22 protein-coding genes are annotated in these 25191 nt (G+C 48.2%); 8 read left to right on the forward strand and 14 right to left on the reverse strand.

Annotation, left to right across the window (positions count from 1 at the left end; all coding sequences use genetic code 11):
- Window positions 1-11: 11 nt before the first annotated feature.
- The 3 genes from KE626_RS26845 to KE626_RS26855 form a co-directional block, all read right to left on the reverse strand.
- Window positions 12-1637 carry a glycosyl hydrolase family 18 protein gene (locus tag KE626_RS26845; protein ID WP_211976110.1) on the reverse strand — a complete coding sequence of 542 codons (1626 nt, stop codon included), beginning with the start codon at window positions 1635-1637 and terminating at the stop codon, window positions 12-14.
- Between the two features lie 137 nt (window positions 1638-1774).
- Window positions 1775-2404: a chloramphenicol acetyltransferase gene (locus KE626_RS26850; protein WP_211976111.1), complete on the reverse strand. Its 630-nt coding sequence runs from the start codon at window positions 2402-2404 to the stop codon at window positions 1775-1777.
- Window positions 2401-3096, reverse strand: a complete 696-nt coding sequence (locus KE626_RS26855; protein WP_211976112.1) for an HAD family hydrolase — start codon at window positions 3094-3096, stop codon at window positions 2401-2403. The genes KE626_RS26850 and KE626_RS26855 overlap by 4 nt, the downstream gene beginning before the upstream one ends.
- 81 nt (window positions 3097-3177) lie before the next feature.
- Here KE626_RS26855 and KE626_RS26860 point away from each other — a divergent pair, with 81 nt between their 5' ends.
- Complete coding sequence (locus tag KE626_RS26860) at window positions 3178-3816, forward strand: Crp/Fnr family transcriptional regulator (RefSeq protein ID WP_211976113.1); 639 nt, start codon at window positions 3178-3180, stop codon at window positions 3814-3816.
- A 212-nt stretch (window positions 3817-4028) separates the two neighbouring features.
- On the opposite strand, the gene KE626_RS26865 is transcribed toward KE626_RS26860, so the two are convergent.
- On the reverse strand, window positions 4029-5432 hold the full coding sequence (locus tag KE626_RS26865; protein ID WP_211976114.1) for a hypothetical protein: 1404 nt from the start codon (window positions 5430-5432) through the stop codon (window positions 4029-4031).
- A gap of 384 nt (window positions 5433-5816) precedes the next feature.
- On the opposite strand from KE626_RS26865, the gene KE626_RS26870 reads away from it, so the two are divergent.
- Window positions 5817-6734 (forward strand): ferritin-like domain-containing protein, encoded by a 918-nt coding sequence (locus tag KE626_RS26870; protein ID WP_211976115.1) that lies wholly within the window; start codon window positions 5817-5819, stop codon window positions 6732-6734.
- Here the strand turns inward: KE626_RS26870 and KE626_RS26875 are convergent.
- Entirely contained in the window at window positions 6676-7518 is an 843-nt protein-coding gene (locus tag KE626_RS26875) for an ester cyclase (protein ID WP_211976116.1), read from the reverse strand. The two genes, KE626_RS26870 and KE626_RS26875, sit on opposite strands and share 59 nt — an antisense overlap.
- Before the next feature lie 597 nt (window positions 7519-8115).
- Between KE626_RS26875 and KE626_RS26880 the strand changes: the two genes are divergently transcribed.
- Entirely contained in the window at window positions 8116-10539 is a 2424-nt protein-coding gene (locus KE626_RS26880) for an outer membrane beta-barrel family protein (RefSeq protein ID WP_211976117.1), read from the forward strand.
- Window positions 10540-10602: 63 nt separating this feature from the next.
- Here KE626_RS26880 and KE626_RS26885 read toward each other — a convergent pair whose 3' ends face one another.
- A complete protein-coding gene (locus KE626_RS26885) occupies window positions 10603-10947 on the reverse strand; it encodes a winged helix-turn-helix transcriptional regulator (RefSeq protein WP_211976118.1) in 345 nt (114 codons plus the stop codon).
- Window positions 10948-11071: 124 nt separating this feature from the next.
- Between KE626_RS26885 and KE626_RS26890 the strand changes: the two genes are divergently transcribed.
- Window positions 11072-11776: a VOC family protein gene (locus tag KE626_RS26890; protein WP_211976119.1), complete on the forward strand. Its 705-nt coding sequence runs from the start codon at window positions 11072-11074 to the stop codon at window positions 11774-11776.
- A 26-nt stretch (window positions 11777-11802) separates the two neighbouring features.
- Here KE626_RS26890 and KE626_RS26895 read toward each other — a convergent pair whose 3' ends face one another.
- Window positions 11803-12213 (reverse strand): winged helix-turn-helix transcriptional regulator, encoded by a 411-nt coding sequence (locus KE626_RS26895; RefSeq protein WP_211976120.1) that lies wholly within the window; start codon window positions 12211-12213, stop codon window positions 11803-11805.
- A gap of 84 nt (window positions 12214-12297) precedes the next feature.
- Here KE626_RS26895 and KE626_RS26900 point away from each other — a divergent pair, with 84 nt between their 5' ends.
- Window positions 12298-13194: an NAD(P)H-binding protein gene (locus tag KE626_RS26900; protein WP_211976121.1), complete on the forward strand. Its 897-nt coding sequence runs from the start codon at window positions 12298-12300 to the stop codon at window positions 13192-13194.
- Window positions 13195-13284: 90 nt separating this feature from the next.
- Here KE626_RS26900 and KE626_RS26905 read toward each other — a convergent pair whose 3' ends face one another.
- Complete coding sequence (locus KE626_RS26905; RefSeq protein WP_211976122.1) at window positions 13285-14739, reverse strand: aminoacyl-histidine dipeptidase; 1455 nt, start codon at window positions 14737-14739, stop codon at window positions 13285-13287.
- Window positions 14740-14881: 142 nt separating this feature from the next.
- Window positions 14882-15640 carry a MerR family transcriptional regulator gene (locus KE626_RS26910; protein WP_211976123.1) on the reverse strand — a complete coding sequence of 253 codons (759 nt, stop codon included), beginning with the start codon at window positions 15638-15640 and terminating at the stop codon, window positions 14882-14884.
- Window positions 15641-15744: 104 nt separating this feature from the next.
- Here KE626_RS26910 and KE626_RS26915 point away from each other — a divergent pair, with 104 nt between their 5' ends.
- Complete coding sequence (locus tag KE626_RS26915) at window positions 15745-16137, forward strand: helix-turn-helix domain-containing protein (RefSeq protein ID WP_211976124.1); 393 nt, start codon at window positions 15745-15747, stop codon at window positions 16135-16137.
- A gap of 43 nt (window positions 16138-16180) precedes the next feature.
- Entirely contained in the window at window positions 16181-16567 is a 387-nt protein-coding gene (locus KE626_RS26920) for a VOC family protein (protein WP_211976125.1), read from the forward strand.
- Between the two features lie 40 nt (window positions 16568-16607).
- On the opposite strand, the gene KE626_RS26925 is transcribed toward KE626_RS26920, so the two are convergent.
- The gene (locus KE626_RS26925; RefSeq protein WP_211976126.1) at window positions 16608-18842 is read right to left on the reverse strand and encodes a DUF2961 domain-containing protein; all 2235 of its coding nucleotides are present in this window, start codon (window positions 18840-18842) and stop codon (window positions 16608-16610) included.
- A 187-nt stretch (window positions 18843-19029) separates the two neighbouring features.
- Between KE626_RS26925 and KE626_RS26930 the strand changes: the two genes are divergently transcribed.
- Window positions 19030-19896 (forward strand): AraC family transcriptional regulator, encoded by an 867-nt coding sequence (locus tag KE626_RS26930; protein ID WP_211976127.1) that lies wholly within the window; start codon window positions 19030-19032, stop codon window positions 19894-19896.
- A 347-nt stretch (window positions 19897-20243) separates the two neighbouring features.
- Here the strand turns inward: KE626_RS26930 and hisD are convergent, their stop codons facing one another.
- Genes hisD through KE626_RS26950 form a run of 4 tightly spaced genes read right to left on the reverse strand, consistent with a single transcriptional unit; the run spans window position 20244 to window position 25186 of the window.
- Window positions 20244-21515: a histidinol dehydrogenase gene (gene hisD, locus KE626_RS26935; RefSeq protein WP_211976128.1), complete on the reverse strand. Its 1272-nt coding sequence runs from the start codon at window positions 21513-21515 to the stop codon at window positions 20244-20246.
- A 4-nt stretch (window positions 21516-21519) separates the two neighbouring features.
- Window positions 21520-22566 carry a glycoside hydrolase family 43 protein gene (locus tag KE626_RS26940; RefSeq protein ID WP_249207705.1) on the reverse strand — a complete coding sequence of 349 codons (1047 nt, stop codon included), beginning with the start codon at window positions 22564-22566 and terminating at the stop codon, window positions 21520-21522.
- A gap of 23 nt (window positions 22567-22589) precedes the next feature.
- Window positions 22590-23747: a glycoside hydrolase family 172 protein gene (locus tag KE626_RS26945; RefSeq protein WP_249207708.1), complete on the reverse strand. Its 1158-nt coding sequence runs from the start codon at window positions 23745-23747 to the stop codon at window positions 22590-22592.
- Window positions 23748-23752: 5 nt separating this feature from the next.
- Window positions 23753-25186: a sialate O-acetylesterase gene (locus KE626_RS26950; RefSeq protein WP_211976129.1), complete on the reverse strand. Its 1434-nt coding sequence runs from the start codon at window positions 25184-25186 to the stop codon at window positions 23753-23755.
- Window positions 25187-25191 lie beyond the last annotated feature (5 nt).

Raw genomic sequence — 25191 nt, forward strand, 5'->3', positions numbered from 1 at the left:
CAACAGATATGCTACAGTACTACTATCTTTTTTACATGTCGTTTATTGTAGTGCAATACTTCCAGGATATAAGTGCCCGCTGCTATACTGCCGGTGTTTACCTTAAATATCCTGGCATTGGGTTGCTGCACCTGTAAGGGCTGCATACCGGTGCTGAGCAACGAATACTTCACGGGAACTTTGTCGTTATAATCAGTCAGCGTCACGGTAAAACTGCCACCGGCGCTTACAGGATTAGGATAAACGGATATAGCCGCAGCGGGTGTTTCCTCCACGATATTTTTTGTTGTGGTGGCTACCATACCAGTAGCCGCGGTGATGGCCGACAGGCTTCCAACGGCGCCGAAGTTGAACGATTCCCAGGTACCTGCGGCAGTTCTCCAGGAGCTCATGGCCTGTGCCCCATTTTCAGAACTGATAAAACCGCCGTTGTTGCATTGCAGTGAAATGGTACCGTTGCTGTTGCTGATCCAGGTAAATTTTTCCCAGTCCTGTATACTGGTACGGTTACACCTAATGGGCTGCGCCCCGTTTTCGGAAGATACATACTTCCCCTGGCTGCGCAGGGCTATCTTACCGCCACCGGCATCCACTACCGTAAACTGTTCCCAGCCCTGTGCACTGGCACGGTTACAGTTCATTGCCTGGGTGCCGTTTTCACTGCTGACATACAGGTTATTATTACCTTTCAGCCAGATGGTTTGCCCGATGGGTGCGGGATTGCCGGGGTTGCCCGTATGGGTAAGCACCACCTCATGAATGGCCGACAGCAGGGAATTGGCGCCAGTAGCATCCTGCGATAGCTCCCATATCATAACCCCGCTGCCCTGGTCAAACGCAAGATTGGTTTTTTGCTTGATAGTGGTGATGCCGTTGTATCCCACATTGTCAAATACATCGGCATAAGGGTTGGCGCCCCGGGCGATCAGTTGTGCAAATGACTCCCAGGTAGGACGGCCATAAAAGGGCACGCCCAAAACAGTTTTAGCGGCGGGCAACCCGCGGCCCCGCCAGTAATTGATAGATTGGCTGGCATAACTATAGGTAGAGTGATCAAAGTTGTTGTAATCGTACGCCATGAGGTTGTAAAAATCTACCAGCGCAAAAGCGCTGTTCAGGATGCTGGCGCCGCCGGTACCTACAATAGCGCCGGTAAGCAACTTGCCACGGTTATGCATTTCCGTGCTCAGCTGCGTCATCAGGGTAATGTAGTTGTTGGCAGAGGCGCCGGGATCGGGGTACTCCCAGTCAATATCCACACCATCCAGTCCGTATTGATTCACGAAATTGATGATATTGGTAACAAAGTTATTGCGATGGGTGCCATTGGCCGCCAGGCCTTCAAAACCGCTGTCGTTACCGTCGTTCCAGCCGCCTACGGAAATCAGCACCTTTACATTGTTGGCATGTGCCGTACTGACAAGACTCTGCAGTTTTGCGGGATTATCGATCGCCTGCAAACCACCGGTGGCAGTAGGCAACAGGAAGGCATAATTAATATGCGTTAACTTGCTATACTGCACCTGGTTTACATTTCCGGCCCAGGATGGCATATAGCCGATAACACGGAAAGGCGTTTGTGCCCACAGGTGAGTATAACATACAATCAGGAAGGCTAACAATGATAGCGTTTTCATACGGGGAAGTTTTGGTTGAAAAAATATACAGTACGCCCAAATGTAAACGTTTGCATAAAAAAACGTTCAACAGGCACTACGACATTACTACGTCATGTATAATTTTTCGCCCAAACCTCCTGATAATCACGGGGTATTTATTTGCTGCTGTTCATCCGCTGCCGGAAGTTTTCCAGGAACTGTCCTACATGGAAACCATCCATAAGGGCATGATGCACATGTACGGAAACCGGCATTAACTTACGGCCCCTGTCTTCTCTCATCTTCCCGAAAGCTATTTTAGGACAGCTATCTTTAAAAGAAAAACTGCGCGCATGGGAAACGGCGGTAAAGCTGATCCAGGGCAGTGAGGAATAATGGATCACATTTTCCCCGGAAACGGCAGGCACCAGGCCGGTGCTGTTCCTCACCCTTTCTGTTTCCACTTTACTTTTAGCCTCAAAGGTGGCGAAGTCTTCATAATAGTCCATATAGGCAAACCCAAAGGTGCCATCAGGCCGGTTAATGGTAGGCGAAGCATGTACCTGGTCGTATATCCATACCTCCCCATCACTGATACGATAGCGGAAAGGCGTTACCTCGTTGGCTGCCGCCAGCGAATGATGCAGGTATTTTAAAAAGAAAGAGCTGCCGGCAGATTTCGCCTGCTCATAGGCAACGGTGCAGTCGATGTCTTCACAAACACCAAAAAATGGTTCTTCAAAACGACCAAAGAAATGAAAATGATCTTTTCTCGCCCAGGTATTCAGATCTAACTGTTGTTTCATGTGGTTAAGTGCGGCAGGATCTCCGCTATTGTAATAAACTGATAAAAACGGGGATCTTCAATGGTATGATCTATATGTTCATGCTGCCAGGTGGTATGATACGGCACGTGTACGGCATGGCCCCCCAGCGCCAGCACCGGCAACACGTCCGACTTCAGCGAGTTACCAATCATCAGGAATTCTTCCGGGCGGCAGTCCAGGTGTTTCAGCAGCTTCTGGTAGTCGCGCTCCTTTTTGTCGCTCATAATTTCTATATGATGGAAATAATGCTCCAGCCCCGACTTCTTCAACTTACGCTCCTGGTCCAGCAGATCGCCCTTGGTAGCCACCACGAGGCGGTACTTCCCATATAACGCCGCCAGCACCGAATCTACCCCGTCTAGCAGTTCAATGGGTTTATCCAGCATCTCCTGTCCGTACTGAATCACCTTGTTCAGTATTTCCGGGTTGGCGGTATTCTCAGTAACCCGCAACACCGTTTCTATCATGCAAAGCATGAATGCTTTTATACCATAGCCATACAATGGCAAATTGTCCATCTCTGTTTTAAACAACTCCTGCGACACGGTATGATGCGGCAGGTAGTCTTCCAGCAAGCCGCAGAAACGGGCTTCCACTTCCTGGAAATAAGGCTCATTCATCCAGAGGGTGTCGTCAGCATCGAAGGCAATTACGCTAATATGATTGATCATTGTTATTTTTACATTTTTCCGGATGCAAAAATAAGCACCGGTACTAAACAAAACGGGACATTTGTCCCACACCCTACTGGTATGTTACGAACAAATCTCGGCTTTTTTAATTTCATGGAACGTTATGCGGCAGCAGGCAATACGGTTGCACGTAAATCCTTTCTTCCCGGCGACCGTTTAATCAGGCAGGGGGATACCATCAGCCATGTATATATTATCATCGACGGTATTACCAAATGTTATATAGCGGAAGATAACGGGAAGGATTATATTTTCGAATTCCTGGGTAAGGGAGAAGTCACCGGTGACCTGGAAGCGATCCGGAAAGAAAAATGCCTCTGCAATATTGAAGCCCTCACGCCGGTCACCGTTTATGCCATTCCACATTCGCTGTTCTCCTCGCTGGTGCTCAGCAGCCCGGAATTTAACAGTCTCCTGATCCATGAACTGGCCACCCGCATCCATCAAACCTGTATCCGGGCATCCTATCAGCAACTCTACCCGGTGGAATATGCCTTGCTGCGCCTACTCTCCCTCGATGCCGATCAGCAGCTCCTCATCCCTAAAAAAGATATGGCCGCCTACCTGGGCATTTCCGTCAGAAGTTTTAACCGGACACTGAAGGAGTTAAGGGAAAAAAATATCCTGGATACAGAGGGACTGAACATAGATCTCACTAAAAAACAACTGGAGGAAATCCTGCGCAGGTACGAGGAATAGTGGCGGGTTTCTTACGCCTGGGATTTTTTTTGCCCAGGATTAACGGTGATTTTGATGATTTAAAAGATTTTAGTTTTACAATTTTTTTGATTTTAAAAGATTGGCGAAGACAAAAGCGACATCCGCTTCTATCTTCGCCAATCTTTTAAAATCATTAAAAAAAGAATCTTTTAAATCATCAAAATCACCGTTAATCCTGGGCAAAAAAAACGTTACTTAAACAACCTCCACTCACTCAGCTGGAAATCCACGCTGCCGTTAGTAGCGGTTACAAACACCGCGTAGTACGTATAGGCGGTACTGTTACTGATGTTAAACTGCCTGGTTTGATTTCTGCCGGTAAACGCTTGATTGGTTTGGGTATCCAGCACCGTCCAGGTAGTACCGTTGTTGGATCCCTTTAACTGCCAGTTTTTGGGATCACGGTCCACTGCATCATCGCCGGAAGTAAGGGTGTATGCCTTTACCGTTTGGGCTGTGCTGAAATGCAGCTGCATGGTAAAAGTGGCGGGTACCGCATTTACAAACAGCTTGGTGTTGTAAATATTATCGGTCAGCTTTAAAGAACCTTCTGCTGCAGAGGCGCCGCCGCCGTTTTCCTTGCTTACCGTAATAGCGCCCTGGTTGGTGATGTCATTGGAAGGGTAAGTAATACCCGGGAAATTGGTTTTAGCCTGCTGCAGCTGTGCCGTCCAGTCGTTGCCCTGCTCATCTTTATTTCCAAAAGCCGACAGTGCCAGTTGTTTCAGATCAGTATTGGCGGCGCCGCTCCAGAAATGCACAAACTCTCCGAAAGTCAGCCCACGACTATATTCCGGGTAAGTAGTGATGCCGTTATTGAACGTTTGTTTCGGAAAATGTTGCGCCAGCAATACAAAAAAATTGTTCAGTGCTGTTTTACCACCGTAGTTATTGTAGATGGGGTAAAACCAATCGCGGAACCAATAAGTACCGGCGCGGGGGAAAGCATCTGTTTGGGTGATCTTCATATTATACCAGCGGGTGGCGTCGCTGCTGCGACCCAGTCCCAGGTATACATCATACTGGTAGATTTCCATCCATTTGCTGTCGTGCCATATGCCAAAGGCAGGCGAGCCATGTACACCCTTTGAAGCACCTTCCACAATATGACCTATTTCATGCGTAGTGAGGTCAATATCGTTACCGGTACCGGAGAGCCAGGCGTTGGGATCTGAAGAGCCCACATCAATTACATTCCGGTAATCATGGTCGCCCACCATATAGGTGGAAGGATGACCACCGGAGTACTTACCGCTGTGAAAAATCGCAAAGAGATGGGAATCATCACCGAAAGTGCCATAGGTACTTTTGGTATAGTTCCATGCCTGGGCAAGGTAGCCAAAAGGCCAGGTAATACTGCTGTTTACGTCGTTGTCGTAATACACGGCTACGCTGGTATCATAAAACACGCGGTGCAGCAGTTGCACATGTTCAAACCAGTGCTCCTGCCATGTAACGGGCGGAGTGGCAAGTACCTGCAAGGTGGACTTTTTTGCGGAAATGGCCTGTAGTCCGTTGTCAGGATGGATTTTTTTGTCACATCCTGCCAGCATGACCAGCACGGTGATAGCAGTGGCTAACATAGCAATTTTCATACGTTTGTTTTTTGGTTATAAATGAAAGGGGATCTGCGGGTTTTCATCAATAAATGCTCAACAGCCTGTTGGTTATCAGCGTTCAGTTCTGGTTGAATACGATATAGAAATTAGTCATTAATATCACACTAACCTGTCAACAGATTTTAAACAATTGTAAACAAAAGTTAAACATCGCAACCGGTTGTACCTGTCTACCTGCATTAATATTTTGCCAGGTCATAAAAATGCGCTTATTTTATTCACCCAAATACCAATAAAGACAAACTCAAAATAACTGTTCAAACGACTCACATGAACTACCCTTCATGGCTCTAAACGGCAACCTGTATTATCCTCCTTTTACTTATGATGACGCTTTAACTATTTAACTGTTTATCCGTAATGAAAAGTCACTATCAACGCCTCCTTGAACCGGTTTTTACCAGGTCCAGGATAGAAGAACGCCGGGCAGAGATTACCAGGCAATTTTTAATTTCCGGAGAAAAGGCAGGACTCCATACTTTCCTGACAGAAGAACTATTGATTGAGGAAGAAGGAATTGAGATACCAGTAGGATTCAGCGGAACATCCTACCTGACCTTTCTGTTACATATAGCAGCAGAAATTAAACATGGAGCGATGCTGCAACATCTTTACGCAGCCTATAGCATGGATACCCCTCAAATACCGGAAAAATACCGGGCCCAGGTCAGCAGCTGGAAGGAAGTATGCCTCGGCATCGCCAAAGAAGAAATGAGGCACCTGGTGCTGGTACAACAAGCGCTGAAACTGATCGGCGCAACGCTGTATGCCGAAGAGCGGGATGATCATCAGGATACTCCTTGTTATCCGTTTTCTTTCAGGCTGGAACCACTGACACCAGCTTCTCTTGCCAAATATGTTTATGCAGAAGCACCTGTTGACTTTCTCAGCGGCGCCGATCCGCTGGCCAAAGAAATCAATGACAGGGTAGCCAGGGAAATGCCTAAAGCCAATATGGTAAACGCCTTATTTCATGTATTACAGCAACTGGCGGAGGCTCCGGCCGTAGTAAACGATGCCGGCCTGCGAACAGATATTTGCCATACCCTCAGCGCCATCAGGACTAATAGCGCCACAGCAGGCGAGCCCTCCCGGTTTAACCGCCTGCTGAAAATATACCAGGAAGTTTGCCATGTCACCAACGAAGCAGGCGTCATATGGGAAGGCAAAGATGCCGTTCCACAATGGTGGGACAGCCTCCGGCCGGAAGTGGGTCCTGTTATTTTACATCCATCGATGTATAAACGCCTCTGTCGGCCGCAATCCCTAACCGACTGAACATTTCAGCAGGGTTGAAGCCTTGTTCCCTGTAAAGTGCCTGCACGCTTTCTTTGGCTTTTGCCAGCGCTTCTTTGCTTGCCCACTTCGCTACGGTTACACAGATGAGGTTTCCTTTTTCATCGGTATATTCATATGCCGCATCTTCTATAAAACCGGGTAACGTTTTGATAAATTGACGGTTGATGGCTGTTCTCTGTTTGAATTCGGCGATACCGTCAGCTGGTACCAGGAACTTATCAATAAACTGTACGGTCTCTTTCGACGGCTGCTGCGGCAGCGGTACCTCTGCAGGTAACACGTCCAGCGCCTGGAGAAAACCCAAACGATCTATCTGCACATCTGAACCAATTATTTTCCCCTCCTTTAATTCATACACCGCCATACCATCGTTGACAATATTTTTACCCGTAGCAGGAATATTCCGGTACAGCCCTGTTTGGGTACCGGTCCATTTCCACCTGGCCACTACCTGGCTGCCTTCTCCGACCACTGTTATCAGCTCCCAGTGAATATCCGGGAAAGCCGCTATCAGGCTGGTTAACGGCGCTTCAAAACCAGCCGCCCCTTTTACACCTCCGGCGCCAATATACTCGTCAGAGATATAGTTAGATAACAGCTGCATGTTCCTTTTATTCAATGATTCATCATACAATGCCTTTACGATTGCTTTGTTGTTTTCCATGTTGACAATTTTATCATGATTGTTTTTGTTTGCCTGTTGAGCGCCTGCGATGCCGGGGAGCAATAATCCCGCGAGCAGTACTGATGTCCGGATGTTCATTTTTGGATCGTTTTATTGAATACAAAAGTAGCCGGCGCCGGGGGCCGGGAATTGTAAAAAATCATTGATTTTAGTTTTTGGCCTGCCAAACTCAAACCCCGGAAGGCCGGAGGAATTGCCTGCGCCCGATTTTACGTTGATCTTTGTAACCGCTTATGATGAGTATGGTATACAGGCAGCAAAATAGTATGCCGCGTTATGGTTTCCCTGAGCTTATTAGCGGTGGAGGAGTTGGGATTGGCACCTGCGCCTTCAGAGATGCTGACGCTATCATACCCATTAAAAGCACTGCGCCTAATTTGGCAGCGATGCTCCACTTACGGGAAAAATTCCCGGTCAATTTTTCTGCTGTTCATAACATCATATTTTGACGATGAAAGCTGGGTAAAAACAGGCGCTTCAAGTGGAATAAAATAAGCTGGAAAAGTATGAATTAAATTTGCATTCCTTACTAAAAAAACATATTACAAACACGCCATAAATAAGCAAAATAACCGGCTATCATTTACCATCCATCATGTTATTATTTCACTTCCAAAGCACATTTATTATCTTGGAATGTTTTAAGTTCTTTTATATTTATAAATTCCATTATTCTTGAGATTATTTTTTTTACTCTTGCTGACCGGTGTATTATGTAGCAACGCCCAGGCTCAGATGACCCTTTCAGGAACAGTACGCAGTAACAATGAAAAAACAATACCGTTTGCGATGATTCGTTTGCAGCGGTTACATTCAACCCGGCAACAGGCTTTACAGGCAGACAGTACGGGGCATTTCAGCTTCCGGCAGCTGCACGCAGGGCAATACCAGGTCAGCACCTCGCTGACAGGTTATAAGCCTGTTATACTGGACGTAGTATTACAAAAAGATACCAGTATTGTTATCATGCTGGTAACAGCGGATACGCGGTTGGGAGAAGTGGTGGTATCCGCTGCCAAACCAGCCATCAACGACAACCCGGATAAACTGGTGTACAACGTTTCTTCCAACATTACGGCCACCGGCAGCGATGTACTCACCACCATCGGGAAAGTACCGGGTATCAAAGTAAATGATCATGAAATCAGTATAGCCGGCAAAGGCGCCGTAAAAGTGATGATCAACGACCGGCTGGTACAGCTCTCCGGAACAGACCTGATCCGGTTCCTGAAATCGATGTCGGCCAACCAGATCTCAAAGATAGAGCTGATCAAAAATCCTAATGCCAGCTATGATGCAGAAGGCAATGCCGGCCTGCTTAATATCACCACCAAACAAAGCAAAACACAGGGCTACTCCGGCAATGTACAGGCCAACGCAAAGCGCTGGCTGCACAACCCCGCCGTAGTATATGGCGCCAGCGACTACGAAGCCGTTAATGTCAGCGCCACGCTGAATTATAACGCCGGCAAATGGTCGGCCTATGGCAGCATTAACCTCGACCAGGATCATCACCTGGAAGGGTTTCAAACGACCTTATCTTACCCAAAACAAACCTGGCTGCAGAGCGATACCGGTAAATACAGGTATTACAACGTAAACATAGTAGCAGGCGCGGATTATAAGATCAGCCCCAACACCAGCATTGGCATCAACTACCAGGGCGGTAAAAACCTCTATGATGGCTCCGACCACGTTAACAATCCCGTGTTTGATAAGGCCAGCGGTAAAATGGATTCTGTCTTAAAAACATATGCTACCTACTACCCCATCGCGCTCAGCAATGCGGTAAACCTGCATTCCGTGATCAACTTTGACACCAGCGGCCGCAAACTATTGCTCAATGCGGATTATATTAATTACTACAGGACAGACAAGTCCGATTTTGAAAGCCATAATTACCTTGGAAGCGATCCGGTGCACCCTACCGCTACCTCCCGTTACTTCAGCAATAACAAACAACGCATCAACATATACACCCTGAAAGCGGATGCAGAGATCCCTGCCCGCTTTGCGAAAATAATGCTGGGTGGTAAACTGAGCTTTATTGATAACTACAGCAACGCCTTTTATTATAACAAAACAGGCCGGGATGAACTGGTGTACAATACTGATCTGAGTAATGAATTTGATTACAAGGAAAACACCCAGGCGCTGTATATCAGCATAAGCAAGGCGTTCGGCAAATGGAAATATGAAGCCGGCCTGCGGGGAGAACTTACTCAAACCAAAGGTTATTCCTACACGTTAAATAAGGAAACGGTTAATAAATACTTCCGCCTGTTTCCATCCCTGTCGGTATCTTACCAGGCAAACGACAACAACAGCCTGGCTTTCAACGTGGGTAAACGTATCAACCGGCCTTCGTTCTGGAACCTGAATCCTTTCAAATCGTTGTATACCGCCTATAGCTACGGAGAAGGAAATCCTTACCTGGCGCCTGAATACAACACGAATTTCGAGGTATCGCATACCTATAAGAATATGCTGACCTCCTCTGTATTTTTCAATGTTACCAATAACGGGTTTAACTATATCACAGTGGCCAGCACCGATACCAATCTCGTATATACGAAACCGTTAAACTTTATTCAAACATATCGAGCAGGCATATCGGAGAGCATCTCCCTCCAGCTGTTCGGCTGGCTCGATAACAACAACCAGGTAAGCGTGTATCATACCACTGCCAGGTCGGCCGTGCCATACATCAAGAGTGTAGAAGGTATAGGCGTTTACCTGGCTACCAACAATAATATCTACCTGAACAGCGACAAAACGCTGGCTGCCGCCATCAATTGCTGGTACCAGTTCCCGGAAGTAGATCATATCGGCAAAACGGATGCCTACTACAAAATGGATGTAGGTATGAAAGCCGCCGTGTTAAAAAAGAAAATAGATATCTCATTAACCGTAAATGATATCTTCCTCAGCAGCGCCACGGCCGTGTCTACCAATATCAACGGCATCCCGCAAAAGCTGACCAACTTCCAGCTTTACAGGTACGTATTATTGGGTGTCAGCTATCGCTTTGGCAGCAGCGAACATAAAGCGATCCGCACCGATACCGGCAATGCGGATGAAAAAGGACGTATACACTAGTACAACAGCGCCGCCTTCCCATTTTCTGAAAGACGGCGCTGTTATCAATATCCGAACAGGTCATCACTCTCCTATCTTTTCTTCTTTCATGAGGAAGCGCCCATATTCCATCAATACATCAATAGCAGGAAGCGCCTGTTCTGCCCGGGGCGTCAAAGCATATTCCACCCTCGGCGGCTTTTCCCGGTAAGTAATACGGGTCACCATTCCTTTTTCCTCCAGTTCCCGCAACTGTGTAATCAGCATCTTATCAGAAATATGCGAAATGGCTTTTTTCAAATCGCCGTATCTCACCGGTCCCTCCCGCAAACATAGCAGTACCGGCATTTTCCAGGTACCGCCAATATGCGCCATGGCAAATTCAATTGGATTGTAATAGATGCGGCTCTCATGCAAAAAGTCTTTCATAACAGCAAAGTAAATCGTTTATAATCAGCCGTTTCTCACTATTCTCCTTTATCGGCAAAAAAGTATATAAAGCGCCCGGAAATAAAATTAAAAATATGTTTGCACGATTAAAACTTTTCCGTCTATGCTTCAAAAAGAATGGCTGACAGTCCCCATTTTGCAATGCCTGTCCCTCGATGATACCCTGGCATTCTGGGAACTACTCGGCTACAAAACAACTTACTACCAAAACAGACCCTATAAGTACGGGGTAGTGGAACGGGCGTGTTCCGCCCTGCATTTTGTACATGTAAAGGGACTCGAGCCCGGAAAATCGTACAGCGGCTGTTTGGTAACGATCAAAGATGTAGCCGCCCTGTATGCCACATTTACCCAAAGTTTGCGTACACATACCGGCAAAGTACCGATTACAGGATTACCACGTATTTCAAAAATGAAGCCTGGCGCCACCAGGTTTACGGTCACCGACCCATCAGGCAACTCCGTGATTTTTGTTACGATGGGAGAAGCCGATTCGGAAGCATTTAACGAACCGGAAAAAGAAGGGTTAACGCCATTGCAGAAAGCCATAGCGTTGGCGATACGGCTGCGTGATTTTAAAGAAGATCCTGCCGCAGCCGTCAAAGTACTGGATACCGGGCTAAAAAAAGCCGTCAATGAACTGAATATCGATCTTGCCCATGCACACTGGATAAGAAGTGAACTGGTTACCGGTTCCGATCCCTGCCTGGAGCCGCTGAAACAGATCCGGTTGTCGGCCGAAGAACTCACGCAACTAAAAGCAAAGCTGCATATCAACGAGGATATCGCGCATTTCTTTGCAGATTAATTTCGTTGCTAAAACACCTCCGGAGCTCAGGGGGTGTTTGGTACACCAGGAAAATTTTTCAAATTTCTGCGGAAAGTGGCAGCGTTTTCTTTGCTGTCGTCCACTGCCCATACCGCCATCGCATACAATACCGGTTTTAACCCCTGCCCTGCTTTTGTAAGACTGTACGTTACATGCGGCGGCACTACCTGCTTTGCTTCCCGCAATACCAGGTCATCGGCTTCCAGTTGCTTTAGATGCTGGATCAGCATCTTTTCTGTAATGGCCGGGATGGATTTTCTCAGGTCACTATATCTTTTACTGCCCGATAATAACTGGAACAGGATGATAGGTTTCCAGTATCCGCCGATCTTCTCCATTACATAAGTGACCGGGCATTCCTGGAAGGCTGCCTTCTTATTTGCCTGGATGGTAGAGTTATCTTTTGCTTTTGCCATAGATACATACTTTAGGGTAAGTACTTGTACAAAAGTAAGTACTATCCTACTTTTGTACAAGAAAATTATTAAAACATATTTCTTATGAACATTACTATCACAGGGTCTTTAGGAAACATCAGCCAGCCCCTCGCTACACAGCTCATTGCAAAAGGTCACCAGGTTACCGTCATCAGCCATAACCCGGAAAGAGCCGCCGCTATTACCCAACTCAATGCTATACCGGCAATCGGATCTATAGAGGACGGGGATTTCCTGTTGCGCACCTTTAAAAATGCGGATGCCGTATACCTCATGATTCCACCTAACTTTCAGGCAGCAGATATTCATGCCTATATGAAATCGGCGGGCGACCGCTATACTGCTGCCATTGCACAGGCGGGCGTAAAGCATGTGGTTAACCTGAGTGCCATTGGCGCCCATCTTCCTGATGGCCCGGGTCCCAACAGCGCCAATTATTATGTAGAGCAACAACTGAATGCACTGCCGGATACACATGTACTACATCTCCGCCCCGGTATGTTTTATACCAACTTCTATGGCAGTTTGTCCATGATAAAACACCAGCACATCATTGGCAACAATTTCGATGCAGATACCAGCATGGTATTATCTCATCCGCACGACATTGCCGCCGCTGCTGCTGAAGCACTGGATGCGCTTTCCTTTACCGGGAAAACAGTGCGCTACATTGCCAGCGATGAAAAAAATGGCGCTGAAATTGCCGGCATATTAGGCGAGGCGATCGGTCAGCCGGAACTGAAATGGATCGGCTTCTCCGACGAGGATATGTTACAGGGAATGCTGCAAAACGGATTCACCGAGCAAATGGCAAGAGTATACGTGATTGAAATTGGGGTAGCACTCAGAGAAGGTACTTTATTTGACGACTACCGCAAACATGCCGCCACGGCCTTCGGAGAAAGACGGCTGGTTGATTTTGCAAAGGAATTTGCCTTTGCTTACAATGCAGCCAATTAATATACATCAACAGGCATTCAACATCATGTGCTAAATGCACAAGACCTTGCGATAAATCGCCGGGTCTTATGCATTTTATAACAATTGCTGTTACTTCACGGGGATTTCTCTCAGTATATGCAACAAATAATCATAGAATCTGCCCACAGAAGAGATCTGCGCTTTTTCGTCCGGCGAATGCGCCCCTTGTATGGTAGGGCCGAAGGAAATCATATCCAAACCGCCAAAGTGACCACCTAAAATACCACATTCCAGTCCGGCGTGACAAGCCCCCACTTTTGGTTCATGCGTAAAATGATCCTTATATAATTGCAGCAGCAATCGCAGGATAGCAGAATCAGCATCTGGTCGCCATCCGGGATAGTCGCCGCTTTGCGCTACTTCGCAACCGATGTTTTCAAAGGCAGCGCCTACCGCTGCCGCCACATCCTCCTTGGTGGTTTCCACGCTGCTCCGCTGCAAAGATTGTGTAATAAAAACCCCTTCTTTTACAATCACCCGTGCCAGGTTGGATGACGCCTCTACCAGTCCGTCAATATCCGGACTCATGCGGAATACGCCGTTGGGAGCGGAATAAACAGCCCGCAGTACCCGCGGAAAATATTCAGCATCCATCACTGTGGCAGGGTTTTCTGCCGGACTCACTTCCACTGTAAGACCTGCTTCAATAGCTGCATACTCTTCTTTCAGCACGGTGGCGAAGTCGTGAACAAAAGCAACAAAGTTATCTTTTCCCCCCGCCGGCACTGTTATGGTGGCATTGGATTCGCGGGGAATCGCATTCCGCAGACTTCCGCCATCTAAAGTCGACAACTGTATATCAAATTTTTTCTTCGCATTATACAACAGGCGGTTCATCAGCTTATTGGCATTTGCCCTTCCTTTATGGATATCCATGCCGGAATGTCCACCCATAAGACCTTTGATCCGGATATCAAACGAGGCGATCCCATCTGCCGCAGGCACTTCTTTATATACTCCTTTGGTATTGGTATCTAATCCGCCGGCGCAACCGATCGTCAGCTCATCTTCTTCCTCTGTGTCAAGATTCAGGAGAATAGTACCTGAAAAATTAGCCGGGTCCAGTGACTTGGCGCCGGTCATACCTGTTTCCTCGTCGATAGTGAACATGGCCTCAATAGCCGGATGCGTAATGTCTTTCGCCGCCAGCACCGACATGATTGCAGCCACGCCAATACCATTATCGGCCCCCAGCGTAGTACCACGCGCTTTCACCCAATCGCCGTCCACATACATATCAATACCCTGGGTGGCAAAATCAAACACCACGTCGCCATTCTTCTGGTGTACCATATCGAGGTGGGACTGCAGTATCACCGTTTTTCGCTGCTCCATCCCTGCCGTAGCGGGTTTCTTAATCACTACATTCCCGGCAGCATCCCTGCGTGTTTCAAGCCCCAGACTTTTACCAAAATTCATAATGAATGCAATGGCGCCCTCTTCTTTTTTCGAAGCGCGGGGTACTGCGTTCAGCTCAGTAAAGTATTGCCATAACGGCTGCGGGGATAAATCCTTTAATTCCATCAGTAACGTGTTTTTGACGCCGGCAAAGTATACAAATCATTTCAAACGGGCAAAAACTATGAGACAGTAAGCGCGATGGCGGACCTCCATGTAATTAAAACAGGTAACCCTGCGCAGCTCCTGCACAGGGTTACGCTGCTCCTTAACTTAGATGCTCCGCTACATATACGTAAATGGCCTGTTGCATAAACCGGCCGAATGCCGGATGCTCCAACCCGTCCACCTTTGTGTAGCGTTCGTCATTGGTCAACAGATCACCGAGCCCCTTATAGGCCTCGCCCTGTTTACCTGTTTTGCCCCAGAACTGCAAGATGTAATGATAGTGCCGGTCAATTTCTGCCTGTACTGCCGCGGCGCCGGGATCGAGGTGACTCATCGCTGCCAGCGCATTCCAGTTGGCCTTAAACCCATCCTGCAGCTGCTGAAAGCTTTCCTTGTCCATGGTCAGTAATTGTTTTTCGGCATGTTCCACCTGGCCAGGCCATTTTGCGCGGGCTTCGTTGCGCCAGGCCTGCGCCTGCTCTTTGGGTAAGCCCTGATATAAATCTTCCGGATTCATTTTTACATTGTTTTGCAGGTGAAGAATTGTTTTGTGTACCGTCATCAATAAAGCATCTATCCGGTCTTTTTTCTGCAACAGCCTTTGCCGGTGCCCTTCCAGGGCCTGTACCAGGTCAAAACCCGGGTCATCCAACAGGTCGGCTATTTCCTTCAACTCAAAATCCAGTTCCCTGTAAAAAAGCACCTGCTGCAACCGGAGCAGTTCCGCTTCGCCATACAACCGGTACCCCGCGGAGGTACGGACGGATGGTTTCAGCAAACCGATCTGATCGTAATAGTGGAGCGTGCGCACACTCACACCTGCTATTTTTGCCAGTTTCTTTACCGCATACTGCTTCATGACGGGTGTTCTTTTTCTGATGCCAACAAAGGTAGGGTATGACGTTGCGTAAGAGTCAAGTGTTTGCCGCACTTTTTTTTGTTATTTCTTTAACTTTATAAATTATGGGGTTTTATTCCGATCAATTTCATCAACTAAACGGCGAATTATATCCAAAAGAATACCTGACCAGGCAGCTGATACAGGCCAGGCATTTTATGGAAGTACATTTTGCGGATAATATGTCTCTGGCTGGCTTTGCCCGCGAAGCCTGTTTATCAAAATTTCATTTTATCCGGTTATTTAAAACCTATTATGGTTATACGCCGCATCAACACCTCATTTCAGTAAGGATACGGGAAGCCCGGAAACTTTTGTCTGCCAATCAGCCGGTGGCAACGGTATGCGCGCAATGCGGATTTGAAAGCATTCCTTCTTTTACTGCACTGTTTAAAAGAAGTACCGGTCTTACGCCCGCCGCATTCCGTGAACAGGCACAAAAAAGCAATAATCGATAAGCCGGGCTACCATCTGGCATGTATGTTTGTAAAAAATAAAACGATGAAGATCACTGTTACCAGCATACTGGTTGATGACCAGCAAAAAGCATTGCAATTTTATACGGCCATACTCGGGTTTGTAAAAAAACGGGAAGTACCATTAGGCGAGTACTCCTGGCTTACGGTAGTATCAAAAGAAGAGCAGGAAGGCGTAGAGTTGCTGTTGGAGCCCATGGCCTTTGCGCCGGCACGCGTATACCAGCGGGCACTTTTTGACGCAGGCATTCCCCTTACTTCCTTCAGTGTGGATGATATCGATAAAGAGTATGAAAGATTACTCCGGGCGGGAGTAACATTCAGTATGCCTCCCACCCCGATGGGGCCGGTGAAGGTAGCCGTACTTGATGATACGTGTGGCAATAATATACAGCTGTCGCAAATGTTATAAACAGATGAAAAGATAACGCCGGCAACCATAGTCGTGATCCTCACTTCACCTTAAACGCCGGCGTTACATAACTATATACTGTATACCTTAACTCACTCCAGGCATTCGCACCCGGGAAAGGATAACCCGGGTATACTTCCTGGCTTACCGGAACAAACACCAGCCGCACCCGGATACGGCTGCGTCCTTTCGTTAACGCCGGAGGCACCAGCCATTCATCGTCCCGGAAACGTCGGTTGCTGGTTTGTACAATATGCACGCGGTTATCCAGCTCTTTCGGCACATTGCTGAATACGCCTGTATTGGCGCCGGCCAGGTACCAGGTACCGGCGTAGGTCCATTGCAGATGCGCGGTATCGCCGTTGCCATCGGCAATATATACCGCTGCTTTCTGGTTCGGGTGACTGTAATCCAGGGTGCGTCGCAGCAGGGCTCCTTTGTTGGCAGGATCGAGTTGCACCGTAAATGTTGATGTTCCCTGCGTGTAACGGCCATCTTCCTGGTGAGCAGGATACACTTCCTGTTTTATTTTTTCGGGAGATGTACCCGGCGGGTTACGTACTACAAAAGAATCTATTCCCAGTTCATATCTTGACACAATATTTTCCACCGGGGAAGATTGCGGAGAATACCATCCGTGGCTGTTTTCACTGGCAATATTACCAACGTCCAGTTCATCCGTTTTCAACAGGGATGGTGCAGGAAGACCGTACCAGTACGTCACGCTTTCATAATGCTCGCGTGAAAGATTTTCACCACCGTGTTCCAGCTGTATTTTTGCATTGCGTCCAAACGGCATCATGTCCGCCAGTAAAAAGCGATAGGCAGAATGCAGGAGGTCTTTCGGATCTTTTGCCTGTTCTTTTTTGGCTACACCGCAGGGATGTCCTGCGAAGGGCAGCGTCATATTTTCTCCGCCCCAGTAGTCGCCGCCGCCGCCCCACTCTTCCGTACCGGTACCTTGGGCCTGCGGTGTTTGGCTGTCGTCAAAAAAGAAACGGGGATCGCCTTCCAGCGTGCCCAGTTCGCCTTTGTGGGTAAAGACAAAAGAGGTGCCTGCAAAACTGCCGGACCAGTTGGCATGCCCTTCAGCGCCGCGGGTATCCAGTAATATCAGGTCTTTCCCGGGTTCAGGCGCAGGAAAGTCCTGGTAGTTCGCGTGAAAATATGCATTCCATTGGGGTTGGGTTTTATCGGGGGCATACCTGATTTCATAATCGATCTTTGTATGTTCATCGGGGGTAATACCTGTCAGTTCAAATTTTGCTGATTTAAAAAACGGCATTGGGTAGTAACAGGCCAGGACTACTTTATGCTGCAGGGTATCGAACCGGATGTTAATGGGAAACCCCTTAACAAGATATTCCCTGTTATCGCGATTGTGCAGGGTACCGGCGCCAAAGAAGAGGCATAGCGGCGCGTCTACCGACGGTGCTGCTGCGTCGTCCCAGGTAATACGTATCCACACCCGCTCCAGTTGTTCTGCCTTTTCCAGCGGCAGACTCAGCTTAAAGGCACGCACCGTACTATTGCGGCGGCGGATGGTTGCCAGCAATATTTTTTCGTGATTCAATGTAACGCTGCCTTTCTGTTGCGGAATATGCTGCGGGGCTATGTCGGTACCTGATTTGTTCAACAGCGCTATTACTGCCGGATCGGGCGCCTGTTGCAGATTCCAGGAGTGTATGGGCCGGGAAAGATTTTGGGGATCGGCAAACAGCTGGTAAATATAATAACCGGTGCCGTAGTGGGTGCGGGAATATGCCAGTCTAACCGATTGTTCAAACGGTATCGGTGTCCATATCAGGTCGGCGCCTTTGGTATCGCCCCAGGTCCAGGCCAGCGGCCTGGGAAAAGGCAATGCGGGAATAAATCCGCCGCCTTTGATATCCCGGCGGGCATTCACCGGATCGGCAGTACCTGCTTCAGATATTACATGATCCTGTCCATCAGTAATAAAGTGCCAGGGACTGCCATGCCAGTGATTGGAACGAAAAAAATAAAGGATGCCTTTACCGTTTACGTCCAGGGTTATATTTTCATGTTCGCCGTTCATAAATAAAAAATGTCCGGCATCCGCATGTTCATTACCACCCGCCCGATCGTAAGTACTCCTCATATATGTTCTCACGCCTAACCGCTGCATGGGCCACTTCTCCCACATGAGGTAAGCATCTTCTCCGGCGGGAACTACGGGTATTTTGCTGGTATGCTGTGCCTGCAAAAATAGTGGCAGCAAGACATACAGGCATACATAGGAAAGTATTTTCTTCATTTTTCGAAAGAAGGAAAAAATGACAGCCAGTTTATATACAAAGAGCAGCCGTGATGATGATTCCCATAAATAAAAGCTTTTTAGCCCGGGAAAAATACCTTTACATTGGCACATATCTGTACTATATTGGCAAATGCATTTTTTTGCGTGATAAAATGTTGTTAGATTCATCTATGAATTCTGCTTTATGAAACCAATTCTGCGCAAGGTTGATACGGGCCATAATTATTCTTTTAGTATTCGCGAAGACATCTATCCTTACCTCTATAACCACTGGCATTACCACCCGGAAACAGAGCTTACCCTGATCCGGAAAGGCAGCGGTATGCGGCTGGTGGGCGATAGCATGGAACGTTTCAACGACGGCGATCTCATCTTACTGGGAGCCGATCTGCCACATATGTGGCGGAGCGATGAAATCTATTTCCAGGAACTACCCGACCTGCAGATCGAAGCCGTAGCCATCCATTTCAAAGCCGAATTCTGGGGCACTGCCTTCCTTGAACTGCCAGAAATGAAAGGCATTAAAGACCTCCTGAAAAAGGCAAAGAACGGCATCCGGGTACACGGCCGCACCCGCGAAATTGTAAGCCAGAAAATGGAGGCCATCCTGCATGCCAGCCAGGTACAACGGATTGAATACCTGCTCTCCATGCTAAACCTCATCGCTCAATCAGAAGAATATACCCTGTTGTCCAGTATCGGGTTTGCCAGCACCTATAACATCAGCAATACCGATAATATTAACCAGATCTACACCTACACCTTTAATAACTTCCAGAATAAAATTACCCTGAAAGAAGTAGCTGCAGCAGCTAACGTAAGCCCCAATTCATTTTGCCGGTACTTCAAATCCCGCACGCTAAAAACCTATTGGCAATTTCTGCTGGAAATACGCATTGGATATGCGTGCAAACTGCTGATTGAAAATAACCTGAGCGTATCGCAGATTGGCTACACCTGCGGCTTTAACAATCTCTCCAATTTCAACCGTCAATTTAAAATCATCACCAAAAAAACACCGCTGCAATACATGAAGGGATATAGCTTCTAACAGCTGTTAGCTTTTAGCAGTTAGCTGTTAGCTGGTGTTCGGTTTTAATAGCTGTTAGCTTTTAGCAATTAGCTTTTAGCTGGTGTTCGGTTTTAACAGCTATTAGCTTTTAGCTGTTAGCTCTTAGCAGGTGTTGGGTTTAACAGCTATTAGCTTTTAGCTGTTAGCTCTTAGCAGGTGTTGGGTTTAACAGCTATTAGCTATTAGCTTTTAGCTGTTAGCTCTTAGCTCTTAGCAGGTGTTGGGTTTAACAGCTGTTAGCTTTTAGCAGTTGGCTTCTAACAGCTATTAGCTGTTAGAAAAAAACATCATCAGCTAAAAGCTAAAAGCTAACTGCTAAAAGCTATTTATCCATACCTCCTCACCCGCAGCGCTGCCTGTTCACGATGTCCGGCAAACCCTTCCAGGTCGCATAGCCGCATGGCATATTCGCCGATCATGGCACTTGCTTCCGGGGTACATCGCTGATAGGTACAGTTCTTCAGAAATTTACCTACCCACAAACCACCGGTATACCTCGCCGCCTGCCGGGTGGGCAGTGTATGGTTGGTGCCAATCACTTTATCACCATAAGCCACGTTCGTTTCGGGGCCCAGGAATAATGCCCCGTAGTTGGTCATGTTATCGAGAAATAACTGCGGATCGCGGGTCAGTACCTCCACATGCTCATACGCCAGCTCATCAGCTTCCCTGATAGCTTCGGCCTCATCCTCCACTATCATCACGGAGCCATTGTTTTCCCAGGCCACCCTGGCAATGTCAGCGGTCGGTAACACCGCCAGTTGCTTTTCTATCTCCCTTAATGTTTCCTGTGCCAATGCGGGTGAAGTAGTGATCAGCACACCGGGAGAACCGGGACCATGTTCTGCCTGTCCCAGCAAATCGCAGGCAACCATCTCGGCATCTGCGGTTTCATCAGCAATCACCAATATTTCCGTTGGCCCGGCAAACAGGTCTATTCCCACCCTGCCGTACAACTGCCGCTTCGCTTCGGCAACAAATGCGTTACCCGGGCCGGCAATCATATCTACTCCGGCAATGGTGTCCGTACCGATCGCCATCGCGCACAAAGCCTGCACACCACCCAGGATATAAATTTCATCGGCACCGGCAAAGTGCATGGCGCATACTGTGGCTGCAGGAATTTTCCCGTTGATAGGCGGCGTACACGCAATAACCCGTTTTACACCCGCCACTTTTGCGGTAAGAATACTCATATGCGAAGAGGCCACCATCGGGTATCTGCCGCCCGGGATATAACACCCGGCACTATTTACCGGGATGTTTTTATGCCCCAGGAAAACACCCGGCAGCGTTTCTATTTCAATGTCCTGTATCGACGCCCGCTGCTGCTCCGCAAAGAAACGGATCTGCTGTTGCGCAAACTTAATATCCGCTATCACCGTGGCCGGCGTTTGCGCAATGATCTCATCAATTTCTGCAGCTGTAAGCCGGAAAGTAGCAGGTGACCAATGATCCAGCGAGGCCGAATACCCGCGAACAGCTTCATCGCCCCTTAGCTCAATATCCCTGATCATTTTTTCCACCGTTGTTTTAATACCGGCATCAGCTTCCCTGATGGCTGCATTACTTTGTCCCCGTTTTATATAAGTCGCCATAATACTATTCTCCTGAAGGTTTGGTGATTGGATAATATGGATTAAGCGGCACGCCAAAATCCGGCGTACCATCTGGTTTCCAGGTAAACCGCTGCATACGCGGACTTCGCGCACCGCCACAGCCCTGCCCTTTCTGCGGATTGGCGTGGTAGATGATCCAGTTTTCTTTTCCATCTTTCGACATAAAAAAACCGTTATGCCCGGGGGCATACACATTATTGGTGACCTGTGTTGTAAATACCGGCTCGGGCGATTTGGTCCAGTCGGCAGGATGAAGCGGATCGCCATCTTCCTTTAAACGCAGCATACCCAGCGAGTAATTATCAGTACCACAACTGCTGGCAGAGAAAACAAGGAATACCTGACCTGCGGCATTCTTTAAAATTTCCGGCCCTTCATTTACCGGCTGCCCGTTTTTCTCCCAATCGTACTGCGGCATAGAAATCTGTACCCTGCCGGTTTTCAGCGTCCATGGATTTTCCATTTCCGCGATATACAATCGTTGGGTGATGTCCGTGCCGGAAATCTGTCCGCTCCAGATAAAATAATTTTTATGATGGTATTCCAGTACAGTACCATCTATCGAAAAGAAATCGCCGTTGGGATCCCCGATTTTTCCTTTCTCCGTCCATATGCCCTGCATGGGATCCGCCCCGCTGTTTTCCAAAACAAAACAACGCTGGGTGGCCAGGTTCCCGGTGGCGCCGGCAGTATAATACAGGTACCATTTTCCCTGCAGGTAATGCAGCTCCGGCGCCCATACATTTTTTGAATTGGGACCGGTAGCGGGCGCCGTCCAAACGGTTACGGCGGCGGCGTTTTTCAACTCCGACATGGCCGCTGTTTTACGGATAAAAATGCGGCTTACGCCGGTGCTCATATAATAATAGAAGCCATCCTTTTGTATCACCCAGGGGTCGGCGCCTCCGTCCAGTAAAGGATTTGTAAAGGTGCTGTCTTTTCGTATAACCGGCGACGTTACTGCGGCATCCCTGCTCGTTCCACAGGATACGCTCACCATAAAAGATAATAACAATAATAATTTTTCCATGGCGGATGATTTTAAGCGAATGACTACCTCCATAACTTCGGATCTTTGCCGCGGCTTTTACGCCACTCATTGCGCCAGCGATGAATATCATAGGAGTCGATAGGCGGCATCGGCTTCCTGCCGGCGGCATCCGGTATCGGCGGTACAGCTGTGGCCTCGCGTTCATACCAGTAAGCCACACTGGCCAGGTCCAGGGTCATTTCATTATTATGCCCATGCTCGATGGTAAACTTCAGCGACCGGCTGAAATATACCGGGTCGGTAATGTGAAAGCGATACAGATGGGTGCGGCCTAACGTGCCAATATCATTGTTCACCCGTGCATAGCCAAAGTAAGGATGCGTGTATAATACCTTGGGGCCCCAGGCAGTATTAAAATAATCTTCTGTACCAGTACCATTCAAAGGTTTCTCTTCTCCGTCAATAAAAATCATATCGTCGCCTTCTCCATACCAGAGCGGCGTGGGTGATTGTACATAATAGTTCACCCCTACAAAATGACCTTCGCCTTTAACATCGGCTATCACATAATTATTTTTCCCGTCGAGGTTATTGCCCTCCGGTCCAAACACCCAGTGCTCGTTTTCGATGCTGTCCTGCGATCCCATGAGCTGTTTGTTGTACCAGGCGTGAAACCGACCGGTATTGGCAGGCAGCTTGTCCATTTCTTCATAGTCCACGCAAAAATAAAAGGGTTGTATTTCGGCGCCCGACTGGTTCTCTATTTCTATGCGGGCGCCGTTGGAAAAGGGCATCGCAAAATAGCTCACGAGGCTGGTACCATCCATAGGCGCGGCTGCCAGCGGCAGCGAGGTAAACGAATACGATTCGTTCCAGCCCTGCCCGAAAAAAGGACCGATAGGCGACACCACCGATGCCTCCGGCTTACCATCCCAGTACATGCGGATGATCACATCGTTACGGCTTAATTTATCGGGCGCCGGCCACATGGTGATCCAGATATGACGGATCACACCTGCGCCCCTGATATCCACCAGCGTTCGTTTACCGCCGTTTTCAATATGCTGCAGGTTATCATTGGGACCACCGGCTTTGTCGTAGCTGCTGATACGCCGGGACTTTACATGCGAACGTATTTGTGTCAGGCTCCCCAGATCCTGTGCGGATAACAGGTTGGTGGCCGACAATAAAAATGTTATCGAAATGATCAGATATTTCATACTTGTTATTTTGTTGCTACCGGCCAGCCGTCTGTACGAAAAGGGCCAACCGGTAAACCGTTGTTGCTGAAAAGATTGCCGATAGCGGTATTGCTAAAAGCATAACGTACTGCCACCGGTGTTTTCACTTCGCTGCTCCATACGAGCAGCGTATTGTTTTTGATACTGCATTCAGCAGGATAGAATACCTGGTCGCTGCCTGCAATAAACAGCTCCCTGATCGTTTTCCCCTGTATGGTTAAACCTGTTGCAGCATGATCAAAGGAAAGGAGCATTTTATGCTGACGCACTACCGCAGATTGATAAGATGGGTTTTCATACGGCGCCCCCGGAATATGATAGGTGTCCCCGAGCGCCCGGTCTGCCAGTCGCGCGCCTACATCGTGTTTGTTAGCCGGATGCACATCATACACATTATTCACCAGGTCCATTATCACGACCATGCCTGTACGCAGATGCCGGCTGCTTTGCCACTGCGCTTCCCTCAGCAAGGCGCCCACATTTTTTTCGCGGTAGTTGAAGGGGGCGATCTGCACAAAATAAAACGGAAGGGTATCCTGCCAGGCGCAGCGCCAGGCATCTATCATTTTAGTAAACAGGCGTGCATAGGTGCCGGCGGTGCTGGTGTTATTTTCGCCCTGGTACCAGATCGCGCCCGCAGCGGCGTAGTTCGTAATGGGCGCCAGCATGGCATTCCAGGCTATGCCCGGTGTATGCGGACACATCCCGCTCGGGGCAATGGCTGCAGCGGCAGTTTTCAGGATGGTGTCCTTTTGAATAATGCTGTCCGGTGTCCATACTTCTGCGGAAGTGCCGCCCCAGCTGGCAGCAACCAGCCCGATAGCCACATGCAACTTCGCCTGTAATTTTTTTCCAAAGAAGTAAGCCACTGCACTGAAGGTATTCAGTGTGCTACTGTCGCAGGTGGTCCAGCTGGCCTTTACATCATCCTGCGGACAGGTAGCCGTAGTTTTCGGGATATGAAAGAAACGGATATCATTGTTGGCTGCAGTGGGCAGCGCTGCTTTGATGTCTGCCAGTCCCCATTGCCCGCACATTTCCATGTTGCTTTGTCCGCCGCATATCCATACTTCGCCCAGCATGATATTGGTAAGTGTAATTTTATTTTTTCCGGCGAAAGTAATGCTGTAAGGGCCGCCGGCTGCGGGCGTTTGGATGCTCACCTCCCAGCGGGCATTGCCGGTAGCGGTAACAGGATAGCTTTGCCGATCCCAGGAGGTAGTAACCACCACTTTTTCCAACGGATCGGCCCAGCCCCATAGCTTTACACGATGTTGCTGCTGCAATACCATATTGCTGCCGATGATGGCCGGCAGCCGGATATTGGCGGCGGCCGGAACGGCGGTCAACAGCAATATACTGATGCATATTCCTACAACGGCAGTGCAACTCAACGTAAAGCGTTTTCGTACCCCCATAACCG

It is taken from the genome of Chitinophaga hostae (assembly GCF_018224885.1).
Classification (GTDB): Bacteria; Bacteroidota; Bacteroidia; order Chitinophagales; family Chitinophagaceae; genus Chitinophaga; species Chitinophaga hostae.

What these genes read in the sequence shown, in the direction of transcription:
- KE626_RS26845 (WP_211976110.1), bottom strand. Translation starts at nt 1,637, where the DNA reads ATGAAAACGCTATCATTGTTAGCCTTCCTGATTGTATGTTATACTCAC.
- KE626_RS26850 (WP_211976111.1), bottom strand. Translation starts at nt 2,404, where the DNA reads ATGAAACAACAGTTAGATCTGAATACCTGGGCGAGAAAAGATCATTTT.
- KE626_RS26855 (WP_211976112.1), bottom strand. Translation starts at nt 3,096, where the DNA reads ATGATCAATCATATTAGCGTAATTGCCTTCGATGCTGACGACACCCTC.
- KE626_RS26860 (WP_211976113.1), top strand. Translation starts at nt 3,178, where the DNA reads ATGTTACGAACAAATCTCGGCTTTTTTAATTTCATGGAACGTTATGCG.
- KE626_RS26865 (WP_211976114.1), bottom strand. Translation starts at nt 5,432, where the DNA reads ATGAAAATTGCTATGTTAGCCACTGCTATCACCGTGCTGGTCATGCTG.
- KE626_RS26870 (WP_211976115.1), top strand. Translation starts at nt 5,817, where the DNA reads ATGAAAAGTCACTATCAACGCCTCCTTGAACCGGTTTTTACCAGGTCC.
- KE626_RS26875 (WP_211976116.1), bottom strand. Translation starts at nt 7,518, where the DNA reads ATGAACATCCGGACATCAGTACTGCTCGCGGGATTATTGCTCCCCGGC.
- KE626_RS26885 (WP_211976118.1), bottom strand. Translation starts at nt 10,947, where the DNA reads ATGAAAGACTTTTTGCATGAGAGCCGCATCTATTACAATCCAATTGAA.
- KE626_RS26890 (WP_211976119.1), top strand. Translation starts at nt 11,072, where the DNA reads ATGCTTCAAAAAGAATGGCTGACAGTCCCCATTTTGCAATGCCTGTCC.
- KE626_RS26895 (WP_211976120.1), bottom strand. Translation starts at nt 12,213, where the DNA reads ATGGCAAAAGCAAAAGATAACTCTACCATCCAGGCAAATAAGAAGGCA.
- KE626_RS26900 (WP_211976121.1), top strand. Translation starts at nt 12,298, where the DNA reads ATGAACATTACTATCACAGGGTCTTTAGGAAACATCAGCCAGCCCCTC.
- KE626_RS26905 (WP_211976122.1), bottom strand. Translation starts at nt 14,739, where the DNA reads ATGGAATTAAAGGATTTATCCCCGCAGCCGTTATGGCAATACTTTACT.
- KE626_RS26910 (WP_211976123.1), bottom strand. Translation starts at nt 15,640, where the DNA reads ATGAAGCAGTATGCGGTAAAGAAACTGGCAAAAATAGCAGGTGTGAGT.
- KE626_RS26915 (WP_211976124.1), top strand. Translation starts at nt 15,745, where the DNA reads ATGGGGTTTTATTCCGATCAATTTCATCAACTAAACGGCGAATTATAT.
- KE626_RS26920 (WP_211976125.1), top strand. Translation starts at nt 16,181, where the DNA reads ATGAAGATCACTGTTACCAGCATACTGGTTGATGACCAGCAAAAAGCA.
- KE626_RS26925 (WP_211976126.1), bottom strand. Translation starts at nt 18,842, where the DNA reads ATGAAGAAAATACTTTCCTATGTATGCCTGTATGTCTTGCTGCCACTA.
- KE626_RS26930 (WP_211976127.1), top strand. Translation starts at nt 19,030, where the DNA reads ATGAAACCAATTCTGCGCAAGGTTGATACGGGCCATAATTATTCTTTT.
- hisD (WP_211976128.1), bottom strand. Translation starts at nt 21,515, where the DNA reads ATGGCGACTTATATAAAACGGGGACAAAGTAATGCAGCCATCAGGGAA.
- KE626_RS26940 (WP_249207705.1), bottom strand. Translation starts at nt 22,566, where the DNA reads ATGGAAAAATTATTATTGTTATTATCTTTTATGGTGAGCGTATCCTGT.
- KE626_RS26945 (WP_249207708.1), bottom strand. Translation starts at nt 23,747, where the DNA reads ATGAAATATCTGATCATTTCGATAACATTTTTATTGTCGGCCACCAAC.
- KE626_RS26950 (WP_211976129.1), bottom strand. Translation starts at nt 25,186, where the DNA reads ATGGGGGTACGAAAACGCTTTACGTTGAGTTGCACTGCCGTTGTAGGA.